General features: G+C 62.1%; 14 protein-coding genes and 1 other annotated feature. Of the genes, 7 read left to right on the forward strand and 7 right to left on the reverse strand.

The window, feature by feature from the left end; genetic code table 11:
• Positions 1–126: 126 nt before the first annotated feature.
• The 6 genes from hisA to hisG are packed head-to-tail and all read right to left on the reverse strand — an operon-like array spanning position 127 to position 5974.
• Entirely contained in the window at positions 127–873 is a 747-nt protein-coding gene (gene hisA / locus J9889_RS04550) for a 1-(5-phosphoribosyl)-5-[(5-phosphoribosylamino)methylideneamino]imidazole-4-carboxamide isomerase (RefSeq protein ID WP_052815013.1), read from the reverse strand.
• 5 nt (positions 874–878) lie between these two features.
• Positions 879–1502, reverse strand: a complete 624-nt coding sequence (hisH, locus tag J9889_RS04555; protein ID WP_039039129.1) for an imidazole glycerol phosphate synthase subunit HisH — start codon at positions 1500–1502, stop codon at positions 879–881.
• Positions 1502–2635 (reverse strand): bifunctional histidinol-phosphatase/imidazoleglycerol-phosphate dehydratase HisB, encoded by a 1134-nt coding sequence (hisB, locus tag J9889_RS04560; RefSeq protein WP_052815012.1) that lies wholly within the window; start codon positions 2633–2635, stop codon positions 1502–1504. Before hisB ends, hisH begins: the two co-directional genes overlap by 1 nt.
• 19 nt (positions 2636–2654) lie before the next feature.
• Complete coding sequence (hisC, locus tag J9889_RS04565) at positions 2655–3725, reverse strand: histidinol-phosphate transaminase (protein WP_052815011.1); 1071 nt, start codon at positions 3723–3725, stop codon at positions 2655–2657.
• Entirely contained in the window at positions 3722–5047 is a 1326-nt protein-coding gene (gene hisD, locus J9889_RS04570; protein WP_041211399.1) for a histidinol dehydrogenase, read from the reverse strand. Before hisD ends, hisC begins: the two co-directional genes overlap by 4 nt.
• 30 nt (positions 5048–5077) lie before the next feature.
• Positions 5078–5974 carry an ATP phosphoribosyltransferase gene (hisG, locus tag J9889_RS04575; protein WP_041211400.1) on the reverse strand — a complete coding sequence of 299 codons (897 nt, stop codon included), beginning with the start codon at positions 5972–5974 and terminating at the stop codon, positions 5078–5080.
• 28 nt (positions 5975–6002) lie between these two features.
• Positions 6003–6127 (reverse strand) — a sequence feature (His leader region).
• A gap of 190 nt (positions 6128–6317) precedes the next feature.
• Here hisG and J9889_RS04580 point away from each other — a divergent pair.
• From J9889_RS04580 to rnd, 7 genes are all read left to right on the forward strand, one after another.
• Positions 6318–6563, forward strand: a complete 246-nt coding sequence (locus J9889_RS04580; protein ID WP_010674695.1) for a hypothetical protein — start codon at positions 6318–6320, stop codon at positions 6561–6563.
• Positions 6564–6630: 67 nt separating this feature from the next.
• Complete coding sequence (locus J9889_RS04585; protein ID WP_210556035.1) at positions 6631–8544, forward strand: ATP-dependent DNA helicase; 1914 nt, start codon at positions 6631–6633, stop codon at positions 8542–8544.
• 97 nt (positions 8545–8641) lie between these two features.
• Entirely contained in the window at positions 8642–9343 is a 702-nt protein-coding gene (gene tsaB, locus J9889_RS04590) for a tRNA (adenosine(37)-N6)-threonylcarbamoyltransferase complex dimerization subunit type 1 TsaB (RefSeq protein ID WP_041211402.1), read from the forward strand.
• A gap of 50 nt (positions 9344–9393) precedes the next feature.
• The gene (locus J9889_RS04595) at positions 9394–9909 is read left to right on the forward strand and encodes a Slp family lipoprotein (RefSeq protein ID WP_039039136.1); all 516 of its coding nucleotides are present in this window, start codon (positions 9394–9396) and stop codon (positions 9907–9909) included.
• Positions 9910–9918: 9 nt separating this feature from the next.
• Positions 9919–10770 (forward strand): alpha/beta hydrolase, encoded by an 852-nt coding sequence (locus J9889_RS04600; RefSeq protein WP_210556033.1) that lies wholly within the window; start codon positions 9919–9921, stop codon positions 10768–10770.
• Positions 10771–10966: 196 nt separating this feature from the next.
• Entirely contained in the window at positions 10967–12643 is a 1677-nt protein-coding gene (gene fadD, locus J9889_RS04605) for a long-chain-fatty-acid--CoA ligase FadD (protein ID WP_010674700.1), read from the forward strand.
• Between the two features lie 98 nt (positions 12644–12741).
• Complete coding sequence (gene rnd / locus J9889_RS04610) at positions 12742–13854, forward strand: ribonuclease D (RefSeq protein WP_039039174.1); 1113 nt, start codon at positions 12742–12744, stop codon at positions 13852–13854.
• 49 nt (positions 13855–13903) lie between these two features.
• Here the strand turns inward: rnd and J9889_RS04615 are convergent.
• On the reverse strand, positions 13904–14044 hold a 141-nt coding region (locus J9889_RS04615; protein ID WP_210537842.1), incomplete at its 5' end, for a transposase.

Consider the following 14044-nt stretch of genomic DNA (forward strand, 5'->3'; position numbering starts at 1 on the left):
TCCATGACGCTATCCCTGTGAGGTCGAGTATAGAGCCAATTGCTGCCAAATCATAAGGTTCGCCCCCATCGGGGAGAAAGAGGCCTGCCCGGATGGGCAGGCTGTCTGATGCCGGAAAGGGGCGCGTCACGCAGCGCGGCCGTCACCCCAGCAGTGAATGGCTTCTGCCACGTCAAACTTGCCCTCCAGCAGGGCACGGCCGAGGATGATCCCCTTGACGCCGGTTCCCTTGAGCGCCTCGATATCCGCCAGACCGCCGATACCGCCGGACGCCTGGAAGCCGACGCTCGGGTAGCGGGCGCAGAGATCCCGGTAGAGTTCGACGTTGGTGCCCGCCAGGGTACCGTCCCGGCTGATGTCGGTGCAGAGCACATGCCTGAGTCCGGCGGGGAGGAAGCGCTCGATCAGCGCCTCGATGGAGATGCCGCTGTTCTCCTGCCAGCCAGCCACTGCGATGTGGCGGTTGCCCTGTTCATCGATGTTGACATCCAGGGCCAGCACGATGCGCTCGGGACCATATTTCTCCATCCAGCTGGCCACCAGATCCGGGGATTTGACGGCGGTGGAACCGATCACCACCCGGCTGGCGCCGGCCGCCAGCAAGTCGGCCACATCCTGTTCGCTGCGCACGCCGCCGCCGACCTGCACCGGTGCCTCGGTGGCGGACAGCAGCTGGGCGATGAGGGCCAACTGGCGGGCCTTGGCATCCTTGGCGCCGTCCAGATCCACCAGGTGCAGCTGCGCCGCCCCCTGGCTGACATAGCCATCGAAGCGGGCCTGCGGGTTGTCGCTGTAGGCGGTTTTCTGGCCGTAGTCGCCCTGGTAGAGGCGCACGACCTGACCGTTGATAAGGTCGATTGCGGGAATAATCATGCCTGTCATAGCTCCAGAAAGTTTTGCAGTAGGCGGGCACCGGCCGGGCCGGATCGCTCCGGGTGGAATTGGGCGCCAAAGAAGTTGTCCCGCCCGACGATGGCGGTAAAGGGCAGGCCGTAGTCGCAGGTCGCCAGGGTCGCGTCGGTCACCTCCAGCGCATAGGAGTGGACAAAGTAGAAGTAGCTGCCGCTGGGGATGCCTTTGAGTAGCGGGTGGGTCTCGTCGTGTTCAATCTGGTTCCAGCCCATGTGGGGCAGGCGCAGGTTGCCCACCTCCATCAGGCGGATCCTGCCAGGCACGATGCCGAGGCAGTCGATGAGCGCTCCTTCGCTGCCATCGGCGCTCATGTTCTCTTCCGAGGCCTGTGCCAGCATCTGCATGCCGAGGCAAAAACCGAGCAGCGGCTGCTTGGCGGCGCGAATGAGGGGCACCAGTTCCCGCTCATTGAGGTTCTTCATGGCGGCGATGGCAGTGCCGACGCCGGGCAGGATCAGCTTGTCGGCCTGCTCGATGTCGGCGGCCTTGCAGCTCACCCTGGGCTGCACGCCGAGGCGCTCGAACGCCATGCGCACCGAGGCGAGATTGGCGCAGCCGGTGTCGATGATGACCAGGTTCTGTTTCCCCATCACAGCACCCCCTTGCTGGAGGGAAGCTCGCTCCCTTCCACGCGAATGGCCTGGCGCAGGGCGCGGCCAAAGCCTTTGAACAGCGCTTCCACCTGGTGGTGGGTGTTGCCGCTGCCCACCTTCATCTGCAAGGTGATGGCCATGGCGTCAGAGAGGGAGCGGAAGAAGTGGGGCACCATCTCGGTGGCCATCTCTCCCACGCTGTCGCGACCAAAGCCGCTCGGGCAGTCGAACACGAAGTAGGGACGGCCGCTCAGATCCAGCGCCGTGGCCACGTCCAGCTCGGTCAGCGAGGTGTTGTCAGCCTCCTGGCGGGGACGCCCGTCGATCACCGCCTGCACCTCGTCCATCGCCAGCACGAAGCCGAAGCGGCCGATGCCGCGCTTGTTGCCAAGGGCCTGGCGCAGGGCTTGACCCAGCGCCAATCCCACATCTTCCACCGTGTGGTGATCGTCGATGTGCAGATCGCCGCTCACTTTGAGCTTGAGGCGAAAGCCCGCGTGGGTCGCTATCTGATCCAGCATGTGATCGAAGAAGCCGATGCCGGTGGCGATCTGGTTGCCACCGCTCTTGTCGAGATCCACCGCCACCTGGATGCGGGTCTCCTTGGTGTAGCGCTCCACCTCGGCCACGCGCCCCTTGGAGAGCAGCTGATCACGAATGACAGTCCAGCCGTGATCTTGCGGGTGGTAACGTATGCTGCGGATGCCCATGTTCTCGGCAAGCTGGATGTCGGTCTGTCTGTCGCCAATCACGAAGGAGTTGGCAAAGTCGATGCGGCCCGAGGCGAGATACTCCTTCACCAGCCCAAGGTGAGGCTTGCGGCAGCTGCAACCGTCGGTAGGGAAGTGTGGACAGATCAGCACTTGCTCCCAGGTAACACCCTGGGATTCGAAGAGGTGCATCATCAGGTCGTGGGGCGGCTGGAAGTGTTCAAGGGGCAGGCTGGCGGTGCCGAGCCCATCCTGGTTGGTCACCATCACCAGCACGTAGCCGGCGGCCTGGAGCTCACGCAGCACAGGTATCACCATGGGCTCGAAGCGCAGCTTCGCAAGGCTGTCCACCTGCTTGTCGGTGACCGGCTCCTCGATCAGGGTGCCGTCACGGTCGATAAACAAAAACGGGGTTTTCATCGCTACATCCTTGCTTGTCTTACAGAGAGGGTGGGGGCAGGTCACGCAGCACGGCCAGCACGGCGTCCATTTCGCCCTGATAGCCGATGGTGATGCGGATGCTGTTGTCAAGGCCAGGCTTGCTGGAGAAATCACGCAAGATGATGCCGGCGGCCTTCATGGCGGCGAACACGGCGGCGCCATCTTTGAAGCGCACCAGCACGAAGTTGCCCTTGTCCTCGAACACTTCCTTGACGCAGGGCAGACGAAGCAGCTCCGCCTTGATGAGCGCCTTTTGCTTGTTGAGTTCCAGCACCCGCTCCTGCATCAGTTCCAGCCCCATGGGAGAGAGCGCCTGGGCGGCAATCTGGGCGATGGGGTCGGGAATGGGGTAGGGCGCGATCACCTTGGCCAGCATGGCAATCACCTCGGGATCCCCCAAAGTAAAGCCGCAGCGGATCCCTGCCAGGGCAAAGGCCTTGGAGAGGGTACGGGTCACCACCAGGTTCGGGTATTGGGCGAGCAGGTCCACCACAGAGGCCTCCGGGCAGAATTCGATGTAGGCCTCGTCCACGACGATGATGGCGCGGTCCCGGGCCTTCTCCAGCAGGGCGACGAGTCCCTTGCGGCCCACCAGATCCCCGGTGGGATTGTTGGGGGAGCAGAGGAACACCAGCTTCACGTCAGAGAGGCGATCGGCGATGGCGGGCCAGTCCGGCTGACGGCTGGCGGTCAATGGCTGCTCGACAATCCCCACGCCACAGGTCTCGGCGCTGATGGCGTACATGCCGTAGGTGGGGGGGCAGATGAGGATCTGATCTTCCCCCGCCTCGCAGAAGGTGCGGATCAAGAGCTCGATGGCCTCGTCGGCACCGCGGCTTACCAGCACCTGATCCGGATTGACCCCGGCGTAGGCGGCATAGCCATTCACCACCTCGGCCGGCTGGCACTCGGGATAGCGGTTGAGGCGACTCCCCTCGACGGTGAAGGGATAGGCCAGGGGGGCCTCGTTGGCATTGAGCCAGACGTGGCCCTGGCCGCCGATGCGGCGCGCGGACTGGTAGGGAGTGAGAGCCCGTACAACGCGACGGGCCAGATTGACGATGCTCATGACAAATCCTTCTGCTGTGCTGTTTGTTGGGGCTCGGCGGCCAGGGCGTTCAACCTGAGGGTGACGGCATGCTTGTGGGCATCGAGCCCCTCGGCCTGGGCGATGCGCTGGACAATGGGGCCAAGGCCGCGAATGCCGTCTGCAGTGAGCTCTTGAACCGTGTAGCGGCGCTGATAGTCAGCAAGCCCCAGGCTCGAGCAAGTGCGGGCATAGCCGTAGGTGGGCAGAGTGTGGTTGGTGCCGCTGGCGTAATCACCGACCGACTCCGGTGTCCATGCCCCGAGGAAGATGGAGCCCGCGTTCTCGAGCTTGTCCAGCAGATCCCGGGGTGCCCGGGTCTGCACGATGAGGTGTTCCGGTGCATAGGCGTTGGAGATGGCGCAGGCCTCCTCCAGGTTGTCGCAGAGGATCACCAGGCTTGCCTTCAGGGCTTGCTCGGCGATGTCGCGGCGGCTGAGGTCGGCGAGTTGCGCCTGGATCTCGCTGCCGATGGCATCGGCCAGGGAAGCGGAGGTGGTGACCAGCACCACCTGGCTGTCGGGGCCGTGCTCGGCCTGGGAGAGCAGATCCGATGCCACGAAGGCCGGGTTGGCGCTCTCGTCTGCGATCACCAGCACCTCGGAGGGGCCGGCTGGCATGTCGATGGCGGCGCCCCGCCAGTCACGGGAAACCTGGCCCTTGGCTTCGGTCACATAGGCGTTGCCCGGGCCGAAGATCTTGTCCACCTTGGGGATGGTTTGCGTGCCATAGGCCATGGCCGCGATGGCCTGGGCGCCGCCGATGGCGAACACCTGACGGACGCCACAGGCGCGGGCGGCAAACAGGATCTCGTCGCTCGCCGGAGACGGGGTACAGAGCACCACCTCACGGCAACCGGCCAGGCTTGCCGGAATGGCCAGCATCATCACGGTGGAGGGGAGCGGCGCGCTGCCTCCCGGGACATAGAGGCCGACCCGGCTGATGGGTTGGGTGCGCAGCTCGCACAGTACCCCGGGCTGGGTTTCGACTCGGACGACGGGCTGTACCTGGGCGGCGTGGAAGGTACGGATATTGGCGATGGCGGCCTCGATGGCACCCTTGATGTCATCACCGAGTCGAGCGCAGGCGGCATCCACTTCCGCGTCGCTCACCCGAAGCTGTTCGCGGGGCGCGCGTTCGAAACGCTGGCTCAGCTCGCGCAGGGCCTCATCGCCCCGGCTACGTACCGCGGCAATGATGTCTCGCACCACGGTACCGATGTCGGCTTCGTCGCCAAGGGCGGGCCGGGTCAGGACCTCGGCTTGCCGGGCGGGGGAGAGGGTCTTCCAGATCAGGGTCTGCATGATGTGTCTTCCTTATTCCATCATCTCGGCTTATTCCATCATCTTTTCAATGGGCAGCACCAGGATGGAGCTGGCACCCAGGGCCTTGAGCTGTTCCATGGTCTCCCAGAACAGGGTTTCGCTGGAGACGACGTGCAGGGCCACCTGGTTGGTGTCACCGGCGAGCTGCATGATGGTGGGACGCTCCGCCCCCGGCAGCAGATCGGTGATGGCATCGAGCTTGTCTTTGGGGGCGTGCAGCATGATGTATTTGCTTTCGCGCGCCTGCTGCATCCCCTGGATGCGGGGCAGCAGCTTGTCGATGAGTTTCTGCTTGGCATCGTTCAGGGGGTTGGGAGCCTGCACCAGGACGGCCTTGGAGCGGTAGATCACCTCGACCTCTTTCAGGCCGTTGGCTTCCAGGGTCGCGCCGGTGGAGACCAGATCGCAGATGGCATCGGCCAGACCCGCGCGGGGGGCCACTTCCACCGAGCCACCCAGCATCACGCTCTTGAAGCCCAGGCCCTTCTCGTCGAAGAAGCGCTTGAGCAGACCGGGGTAGGAGGTGGCGATGCGCTTGTCGGCCAGGCTCTCGGGTCCTGTGTAGTTGACATCGTCCGGCACCGCCAGAGAGAGGCGGCAGCCGCCGAAGTCGAGCTGCTTGAGGGTCTTCACCGCAAAGGGCTGCCCCTGGGCTGCGCGAATGAGCTGCACCTCTTCGAGAACGTTCTCGCCGATGATGCCAAGATCGACCACCCCTTCCATCACCAGACCCGGGATGTCGTCATCACGCACTCGCAGAATGTCGATGGGCATGTTCTCGACATGGGCGATGAGGCGCTGTTCCCGCAGGTTGATCTTGAGGCCGCAGCTCTTGAAGAGGGCCTGGGAATCCTGGCTCAGACGACCGGATTTTTGCATGGCGATGCGCAGACGTTGTGTTTCCATTGCTCGATTTCCTTCTAGTCAAAAACGAAAAAACCCTCGGAAGTATGTGCTTCCGAGGGTTCATGAATCTTGCGGTCCTTTTGGAAGTCACCAGTTAAGTGTCTTCCAGCAGTCAACCTCCTGAAAGACTATTCGGGATGATGATGGTGATGATGAGTCTTCAGGGTGGTGAACTTCATGATGTAATGAATCCTTTACAAATCAGATGCCGTTGTTGACGCCCGATTTAAACTACCTGCCTTGACAGAAAATGCAACCGAAAAATGTGATCCGGACGATTAAAGTTGAGAAAACGGTTTTCTGGTCGATAACTAGACAATGAGATGCCAAAGGAGGCGACATCATGCCCAGCCAGGACCTGTTATTTCCCATCCTGCCCCGCGCACCCTCGACACCGAGCCCGGATGACATCAAGCGGGAGGTGACCCAGATCAGCCAGAAACATCAGCTGCGCAAGATAGGCACCGACAATGGCGGCGGTGGCCAGCATCACCAGCAGAGAGAGCAGCCGCCAAAGCCTGATCAACCAGCGGTGCAGGATGATGATCACAAACCGGATCCGGACCACCGGATTGATCTCTTCGTCTGAACGCATTATCAGTCCCGCTTTTTCCGCGCTTTTGGCATAATACCCGCTTTTGCAGCGGGACATGCCTTTGACCATCACCCAGACCCTGTTCAAGCCAGACGGCCCCCTGGCCCGCCATATCGACGGCTTCAAGGCCCGTGCCCCGCAACTGGAGATGGCCGAGGCGGTGTCGCGCGCCATCAAGCAAGGTGGCCGCTTGCTGGTGGAGGCTGGAACGGGCACTGGCAAAACCTATGCCTATCTGGTGCCTGCGCTGGAATCCGGCAAGCGGGTGGTGATCAGTACCGGGTCCAAGAACCTGCAAGAGCAGCTCTTCTATCGGGATCTGCCCACCATCACGGGGGCGCTTCACTACACCCCGCCGGTGGCACTGCTCAAGGGGCGCAGCAATTATCTCTGCATCGAGCGGATGAACCGGCTGTTGAGTGAATCCCATCTGCAAAAGCCCGAGATCCTGAGCGATCTCGTGAAGGTCAAATCCTGGTCGACTGCCACCGACAACGGCGATGTGGGGGATATCCCGGGGCTACAGGAGAACGCCGAGATCCTTGTCCACGTCACCAGCACCAACGACAACTGCCTGGGTCGCGACTGCCCCTATTACGATGATTGTCACCTGGTCATCGCCCGGCGCCGTGCCATGGACGCCCAGGTGGTGGTGATCAACCACCATCTCTTTTTCGCCGACATGGCGGTCAAAGACACCGGCTTTGGCGAGCTGGTGCCCGAGGCGCAGGTCTATGTCTTCGACGAGGCGCACCAGCTGCCCGAGATCGCCAGCCACTACTTCGGCAAGTCCGTGGGCAGTCGCACCATCCAGGATTTGGCGCAGGATATCCAGCTCGCCTACCGGGCAGAGGCTCATGACATGGCCCAGCTTGGCAAGGCGGCGGACAGGCTCGCCATTGCCAGTCAGGATTTGCGCCTTGCCTTCGGCGTGGAGGGGGGGCGCGGCAACACCCGGGATCTGCTGAGACAATCCCTCTGGGCCCAGGCGCTGGCCCGCCTCAACGATGCCATCGGGCTCTGTTATGAAGTGCTGAAACTGGCGCTCGGGCGAGGGGAGCAGCTGGATCATTGTTTCGAGCGCATCAGCGAGCTGCGTACCCGCCTTGGGGAGGTGCTGGCGGTCAACCAGACCGGTTTCTCCTACTGGTATGACTGTTCGCGTCTGCACTTTACCCTCAATCTGACGCCGCTGTCGGTCGCCGAGCGCTTCGGTGCCGAGGTGCAGCGCCCCGAGGTGGCCTGGGTCTTCACCTCGGCCACCTTGACGGTGGACAATCGCTTCGCCCACTTTGTCGCCGAGATGGGGCTGGCCGGCAGCGCCGAACTCATTCTCGACAGTCCGTTCGATTACGCCGAGCAGGCGCGCCTGTGCGTACCCCGTTTCCTGCCAGAGCCCAATGCCTTCGGGCGCGGGGAGCAGCTGGCGACCCTGATGATCCCCCTCATCAACAAGACGCCGGGGGGGTGCTTCTTCCTCTGCACCAGCCATCAGGTGATGCGCCAGGTGGCCGAGGTGCTGCGCCGGGAAATCGGCCGCACCGTCCTGCTGCAAGGGGAAGACAACAAGCAGCGGCTGCTCAAGACCTTCGTGGAGAACGGTCGGGCCGTGCTGGTGGCCACCAGCAGTTTCTGGGAGGGGATAGACGTGCGGGGGGCGGCATTGTCCTGTGTTATCATCGACAAGCTGCCCTTTGCGAGCCCGGACGATCCCCAGCTCAAGGCACGGGTGGAGGATTGCAAGCTCAAGGGGGGGGATCCCTTTGCCGAGCTGCAGTTGCCCAAGGCGGTGATTGCCCTCAAGCAGGGGGTGGGGCGGCTCATCCGTGATCGCAGTGATCACGGTGTACTGGTTATTTGTGATCCTCGGGTGGTCAACAAGCCCTATGGCGCCACCTTCATCAAGAGCCTGCCTGCCATTCCACGGACCCGGGAGCTGGCGACCCTGGGAGAATTTTTCGGACCACGGGAGTGAGTCCGCCGCGCCGGGGCTGATTGCACCCGGCCATGCATGACGGCAGGCCTTGGCCATGCTGACGATTTAACTGACTGATGTGAAGAGAATAAAAAGAATGGATGAGTTGAAGATCCTGGCCGTGGATACCGCCACCGAAGCCTGCTCCGCAGCCCTCTTGGTGGGTGACACCCTCTTTTCCCGCTGGGAAGAGGCGCCCCGTGACCATACCCGCAAGATCCTGCCCATGGTTCAGGCTCTGTTGGATGAAGCCGGTCTATCGTTGGATGAGCTCGACGCCATCGCCTTCGGCCGTGGGCCAGGATCCTTCACCGGGGTACGGATCGGGATCAGCGTGGCTCAGGGGCTCGCCTTTGGTGCCGGCGTGCCGATGATCGGTGTCTCCACCCTGGCAGCCATGGCCCAGGGGGCCCATAAGCTGGAAGGGGCCGAGCAGGTGCTTGCCGCCATCGATGCGCGCATGAACGAGGTCTATTTCGGCCACTACGCCTTGGTGGACGGGGTGATGACGCTGGTGGGCGAGGAGGTGGTGAGCGAGCCAGCCGCACTGGTGCAGGCCCGTGACAAGCTGACTGGCGCGGTGAGCTGCGTTGGCACCGGTTTTGAAACCTATGGCGAGACCCTGGGCGGCCTGGCAGATGTGCTGATGCCAAGCCAGGTGCGTTTCCCGGCGGCCGCCGACATGCTGCCTCTGGCATGCCAGGCCTGGTTTGCGGGTGAGGCGGTGCCGGTTGAGCAAGCCACCCCTGTCTATCTGCGTGACAAGGTGACCTGGAAGAAACTGCCGGGTCGCGAATAGGCGGCAACGGCTGCCCCGGGCTGCTTTATCGGACGATGATGGAGAGACGAATGAGAAAATCCGTGATCATGCTGGGATTGGTGGGGCTGTTGCTGGGCGGTTGCAGCACGGTGCCCAAAGAGCTTGCCTATGAGCCTGCGGATCAGCTGGTGGCCTATCAACCCGCCCTGCAGGGGATGGAAGGCAAGCCGGCCCGCTGGAGCGGTGTCATCTCGGCGGTCCACAACAAGGCGGATCAGAGTGTCATCGAGGTGGTCTATCTGCCCCTCAAGTCTAACGGGGTGCCGGAGCAGACCGAGCAGAGCCCTGGTCGTTTTCTCGCCATCATGCAGGGGTTTGTCGACCCGACCCTCTATGCCAAGGGTCGCAGCCTGACGGTGCTCGGCACCCTCGACAAGCCGGTGGACAGCCAGATTGGCGAGCACAAATATCGCTTCTCGGTACTCAAGGTGACGGGGAGCAAGCTGTGGCCACCGGTGAAGGAGGTGGAGATCCGCTACATGGATCCCTACTTTTACGATCCTTTCTATGATCCCTTCTGGCCCAGACGGCCCCTGCGCCGCTGAGGAGCCCGGATGACGGCGACATTGCAGGAGCGCAGGCTGCGCCTGGCGGACGGGCGGCACATCGCCCTGCTGGACAATGGTCAGGAGGACAGACCGCTGCTGGTGGCCCTCCATGGCTGGCTCGACAACGGCGCCAGCTTTTTGCCTCTGGCCCCCTGGCTGGGGGCGTTTCATCTGGTCTGCGTCGATCTGCCGGGCCATGGTCACTCCGATCACAAGTCGACTCCCTATGTCTTCGTGGACTGGCTGGATGATCTCTACCAGATCACCCAGGCCGCGGGCTGGCAGCGTTTCATCCTGCTTGGTCACTCCCTGGGGGCGCTGATTGCCTCTGCCTATGCCGGCGTTTTTCCCGAGCAAATCGAGCGGCTCATTCTGCTGGAGGGGCTCGGCCCCTTGAGCCAGCCCGACGAGGAGGTACCGGGGCAGCTGCGCCGCGCCATCCTCAACCGCACTCGTACCCGTGAGCGTGCAACCAGTGGATTTGCCACCCTCGAGGAGGCGGTGGCTGGCCGCTGCAAGGTGGCGGACATCCCCCCGAGTGCGGCACGCCTTATCTGCGAGCGACAACTGGAGGCGCGGGAAGGGCGCTGGTATTGGCGCAGTGATCCCCGTCTTCGCGATCTCTCCCCCCTTCGCATGAGCGAGGGGCAGGCCCAGGCCCTGATCCGGGCCATCGTCTGTCCGGTGCTCTTTATCCGGGGAGAGCAGGGCTTCCCCGGGCTCCTGGCACAGTGGCAGTTGCGGGAGGCGGTCTTTGGCCACATTGAACGGGTGACAGTGGCAGGAAGCCATCATTTTCATATGGAAAATTCATCAGAAACCGCCGTTTATATCGAAAACTTCGCTCAAATCCGGTAGGATCGGCGGCTTTGAATCATGTCAGGTTTGCTTTCTCCTTCACATTTCCCGTTGTTAATTCACTGTTAATTGATGTTGCCTTATGTAAATATGTGCGGCATTAGAGCATGAACTTAAAACAACTGATTGAAATGGATGTGACAGGGACGGAGGCAACACAGTGAGCGCACAGGTGCGAGTTATGCAGGAGAAGTTCGTGGAAAGAGTCTGGCTGAAGCGTTATCCAGAAGGGGTTCCCGCCGAGATCAATCCAGACCAATACGGCTCTCTGGTCGAGATGTTTGAAGAGTCGGTGAACCAGTTCGCCGATCAACCCGCCTTCGTCAACATGGGGCAGACCATTACCTACCGCCGGCTGGAGGAGCAGTCCCGAGCCTTCGCCGCCTACCTGCAAAACGAGCTGAAGCTCGGCAAGGGGGACAGGGTGGCCGTGATGATGCCGAACCTGCTGCAATACCCCATCGCGGTATTCGGCATCCTGCGGGCCGGCATGACGGTGGTGAACGTCAACCCCCTCTATACCCCGCGCGAGCTGGAGCATCAGTTGAAAGACTCCGGCGCCAAGGCCATCGTCATCGTCTCCAACTTCGCCCACACCCTGGAAAAAGTGGTGTATGACACCCCGGTCAAGCACGTGATCCTGACCCGGATGGGTGACAACCTGGGGCTGGCCAAGGGGACCCTGGTCAACTTCGTGGTCAAATACGTCAAGAAGCTGGTGCCCAAGTACAACCTGCCCCATGCCAGCACCATGCGCCAGGCCCTCGCCAAGGGGCGCTACCTGCAGTACATCAAACCCGAGATCAGCAACCAGGACATCGCCTTCCTGCAATACACCGGCGGGACCACCGGCCTCTCCAAGGGGGCCATGCTGACTCATCGCAACATGATCGCCAACGTCGAGCAGTGCCTCGGTGTCTATGGCCCCGTGCTGGAGCGCGGCAAGGAGTTCGTGGTCACGGCGCTGCCGCTCTATCACGTCTTCGCCCTGACGGTAAACTGCCTGCTGTTCATGCGTCTGGGGGGCTACAACCTGCTCATCAGCAACCCCCGCGACATCCCGGGTTTTGTCAAAGAGATCAAGAAGTATCCTTTCACCTGCATCACCGGGGTGAACACCCTGTTCAACGCCCTGGTCAACAACGACGAGTTCAAGGGCATGGATTTTGCCAAGCTCAAGCTCACTATCGGTGGCGGCATGGCGGTGCAACGGGCGGTGGCCGAGCAGTGGAAGGGGCTGACCGGCACCCCGTTGCTGGAGGGCTATGGCCTGACCGAGTGCTCGCCCCTGGTGAGCGTCTGCCCCTATGATCTGGTGGATTACAACGGCTCCATCGGCCTGCCGGTCTGTTCCACCGAGATCCGTCTGGTGGATGACGAGGGGAACCAGGTCACCGAACGGGGCGCCCCCGGCGAGATGCAGGTGCGCGGTCCTCAGGTGATGACCGGCTACTGGCAGCGCCCGGAGGCGACCGCCGAGGTGATGCAGGATGGCTGGCTCTGCACCGGCGACATCGCGGTATGCGACGAGCAGGGTTTCTTCAAGATCGTCGATCGCAAGAAGGACATGATCCTGGTCTCCGGCTTCAACGTCTACCCGAACGAGATAGAAGACGTGGTGGCCCTGCATCCCAAGGTGCTGGAGGTGGCCGCCGTCGGCGTACCCAACCCGGTGTCCGGCGAGCAGGTGAAGATCTTCGTGGTCAAGAAAGATGCAAAGCTGGCGGAAGAGGAGATAATTGCCCACTGCCGCAAACATCTGACTGCCTATAAGGTGCCGAAACTGGTAGAATTTCGCGACGAACTTCCCAAGACCAACGTGGGCAAGATCCTGCGCCGCGTACTGCGCGACGAGGAGATTGCCAAGCAGTAACCGGCATGCACTGCTTTGCAGTCCAGCGCTGTCGTTATGCAAAACCGTGGGACATCCACGGTTTTTTCTTTCTGGATCCGACCAACGTGCAGGCAACGATGCAATATCAACTCATTTCACAGCAAGCCGAACTGGATCAGTATCTCGCTTCTCTGGCCGACGTTCCCCTGGCCATCGATACCGAATTCGTTCGCACCCGTACCTACTATCCCCAGCTCGGTCTGTTCCAGATCTACGATGGCAAGCAGCTTGCCCTGCTCGATCCCCTGACCCTGGATCTCTCCGGTTTGTGGCAGCGCCTCGGTCGGGCCGGACAGATTGCCATCCTGCACGCCTCTGGTGAGGATCTGGAACTTATCCAGCATCAGGCGGGTCACCTGCCCAACCAGATGCACGATACCCAGCTGGCGGCAGCCTTCCTGGGTCATGGCGTGTCGGTGGGGTTTGGCGCCCTGGTCAACGAATTCCTCGGGGTCGAGCTTGAGAAGGATCAGGCCCGTACCGACTGGCTGGCGCGCCCCCTTACCCCTCGTCAGCTGGAATATGCCGCGGCGGATGTCTTCTACCTCATGCCCCTCTACGAGAAGGTGATGGCCAGACTGCGCGAGAGCGGCAAGTTCCCCTGGTTCGAACAGGAGTGCCAGAACCACTCCGCCCGCAAGACCCAGGGCAGCGATCCCCGTCAGGCCTACCTCGAGATAGTCAACGCCTGGCAACTGGGTCGCCGTGAGCTGGCCATCCTGCGCGAGCTGGCCGCCTGGCGCCAGCAGGAAGCGGTACGCCGGGATCTCGCCCTCAACTTCGTGGTCAAAGAGCTGCACCTGTTCAAGGTGGCGGAGCGTCGTCCCGCTTCGCTGCGGGATCTCAACGAGCTGGGCCTCTCGCCCATCGAGATCAAGATCCACGGCAAGCGGATGCTGGACATCGTCGCCGCCGCCCAGCAGAGCGACCCTGCTAGCTGGCCCGATCCCATCCGCCGTCTGGTGGACTTCCCCCAGTACAAGGCCGAGCTCAAGCGCATCAAGGCCATGGTGGAGGAGAAGGCCAAGGCCAGCAACATTCCGCCGGAGCTGGTGGCGAGCAAGAAGATCATCCACCAGTACTTCACCTGGAGCTGGCGCATGAGTGCCGAGGAGCGGGCCAGGGCGGACAAGCCCATGCTGCTGCAAGGGTGGCGTCATGAGCTGGTAGGCCACCTGCTGGCCCAGTGACGAGTACGCAGTACGAGAAGGGGAGTCCATGACTCCCCTTTTTCATGGTTCATCGCGGCTTTCCGGGGAAGGCCGCCTTGATTTTCAGAAAAAAGTATTCTGAGTCCCTAAATCCATATGCCATGCGCTTTATCACTTTGATCTTGTTGTTCACCCCTTCCAGCACACTCGTGTGCATCGGGTAGTTTGC

Origin of the sequence: Aeromonas sp. PrichA-15 (assembly GCF_017939245.1) — a bacterium.
GTDB classification, from domain to species: Bacteria; Pseudomonadota; Gammaproteobacteria; order Enterobacterales; family Aeromonadaceae; genus Aeromonas; species Aeromonas caviae.

Coding starts and splice junctions, on each gene's coding strand:
- hisA (WP_052815013.1), bottom strand. CDS start 873: ATGATTATTCCCGCAATCGACCTTATCAACGGTCAGGTCGTGCGCCTC.
- hisH (WP_039039129.1), bottom strand. CDS start 1,502: ATGGGGAAACAGAACCTGGTCATCATCGACACCGGCTGCGCCAATCTC.
- hisB (WP_052815012.1), bottom strand. CDS start 2,635: ATGAAAACCCCGTTTTTGTTTATCGACCGTGACGGCACCCTGATCGAG.
- hisC (WP_052815011.1), bottom strand. CDS start 3,725: ATGAGCATCGTCAATCTGGCCCGTCGCGTTGTACGGGCTCTCACTCCC.
- hisD (WP_041211399.1), bottom strand. CDS start 5,047: ATGCAGACCCTGATCTGGAAGACCCTCTCCCCCGCCCGGCAAGCCGAG.
- hisG (WP_041211400.1), bottom strand. CDS start 5,974: ATGGAAACACAACGTCTGCGCATCGCCATGCAAAAATCCGGTCGTCTG.
- J9889_RS04580 (WP_010674695.1), top strand. CDS start 6,318: ATGCCCAGCCAGGACCTGTTATTTCCCATCCTGCCCCGCGCACCCTCG.
- tsaB (WP_041211402.1), top strand. CDS start 8,642: ATGGATGAGTTGAAGATCCTGGCCGTGGATACCGCCACCGAAGCCTGC.
- J9889_RS04595 (WP_039039136.1), top strand. CDS start 9,394: ATGAGAAAATCCGTGATCATGCTGGGATTGGTGGGGCTGTTGCTGGGC.
- J9889_RS04600 (WP_210556033.1), top strand. CDS start 9,919: ATGACGGCGACATTGCAGGAGCGCAGGCTGCGCCTGGCGGACGGGCGG.
- rnd (WP_039039174.1), top strand. CDS start 12,742: ATGCAATATCAACTCATTTCACAGCAAGCCGAACTGGATCAGTATCTC.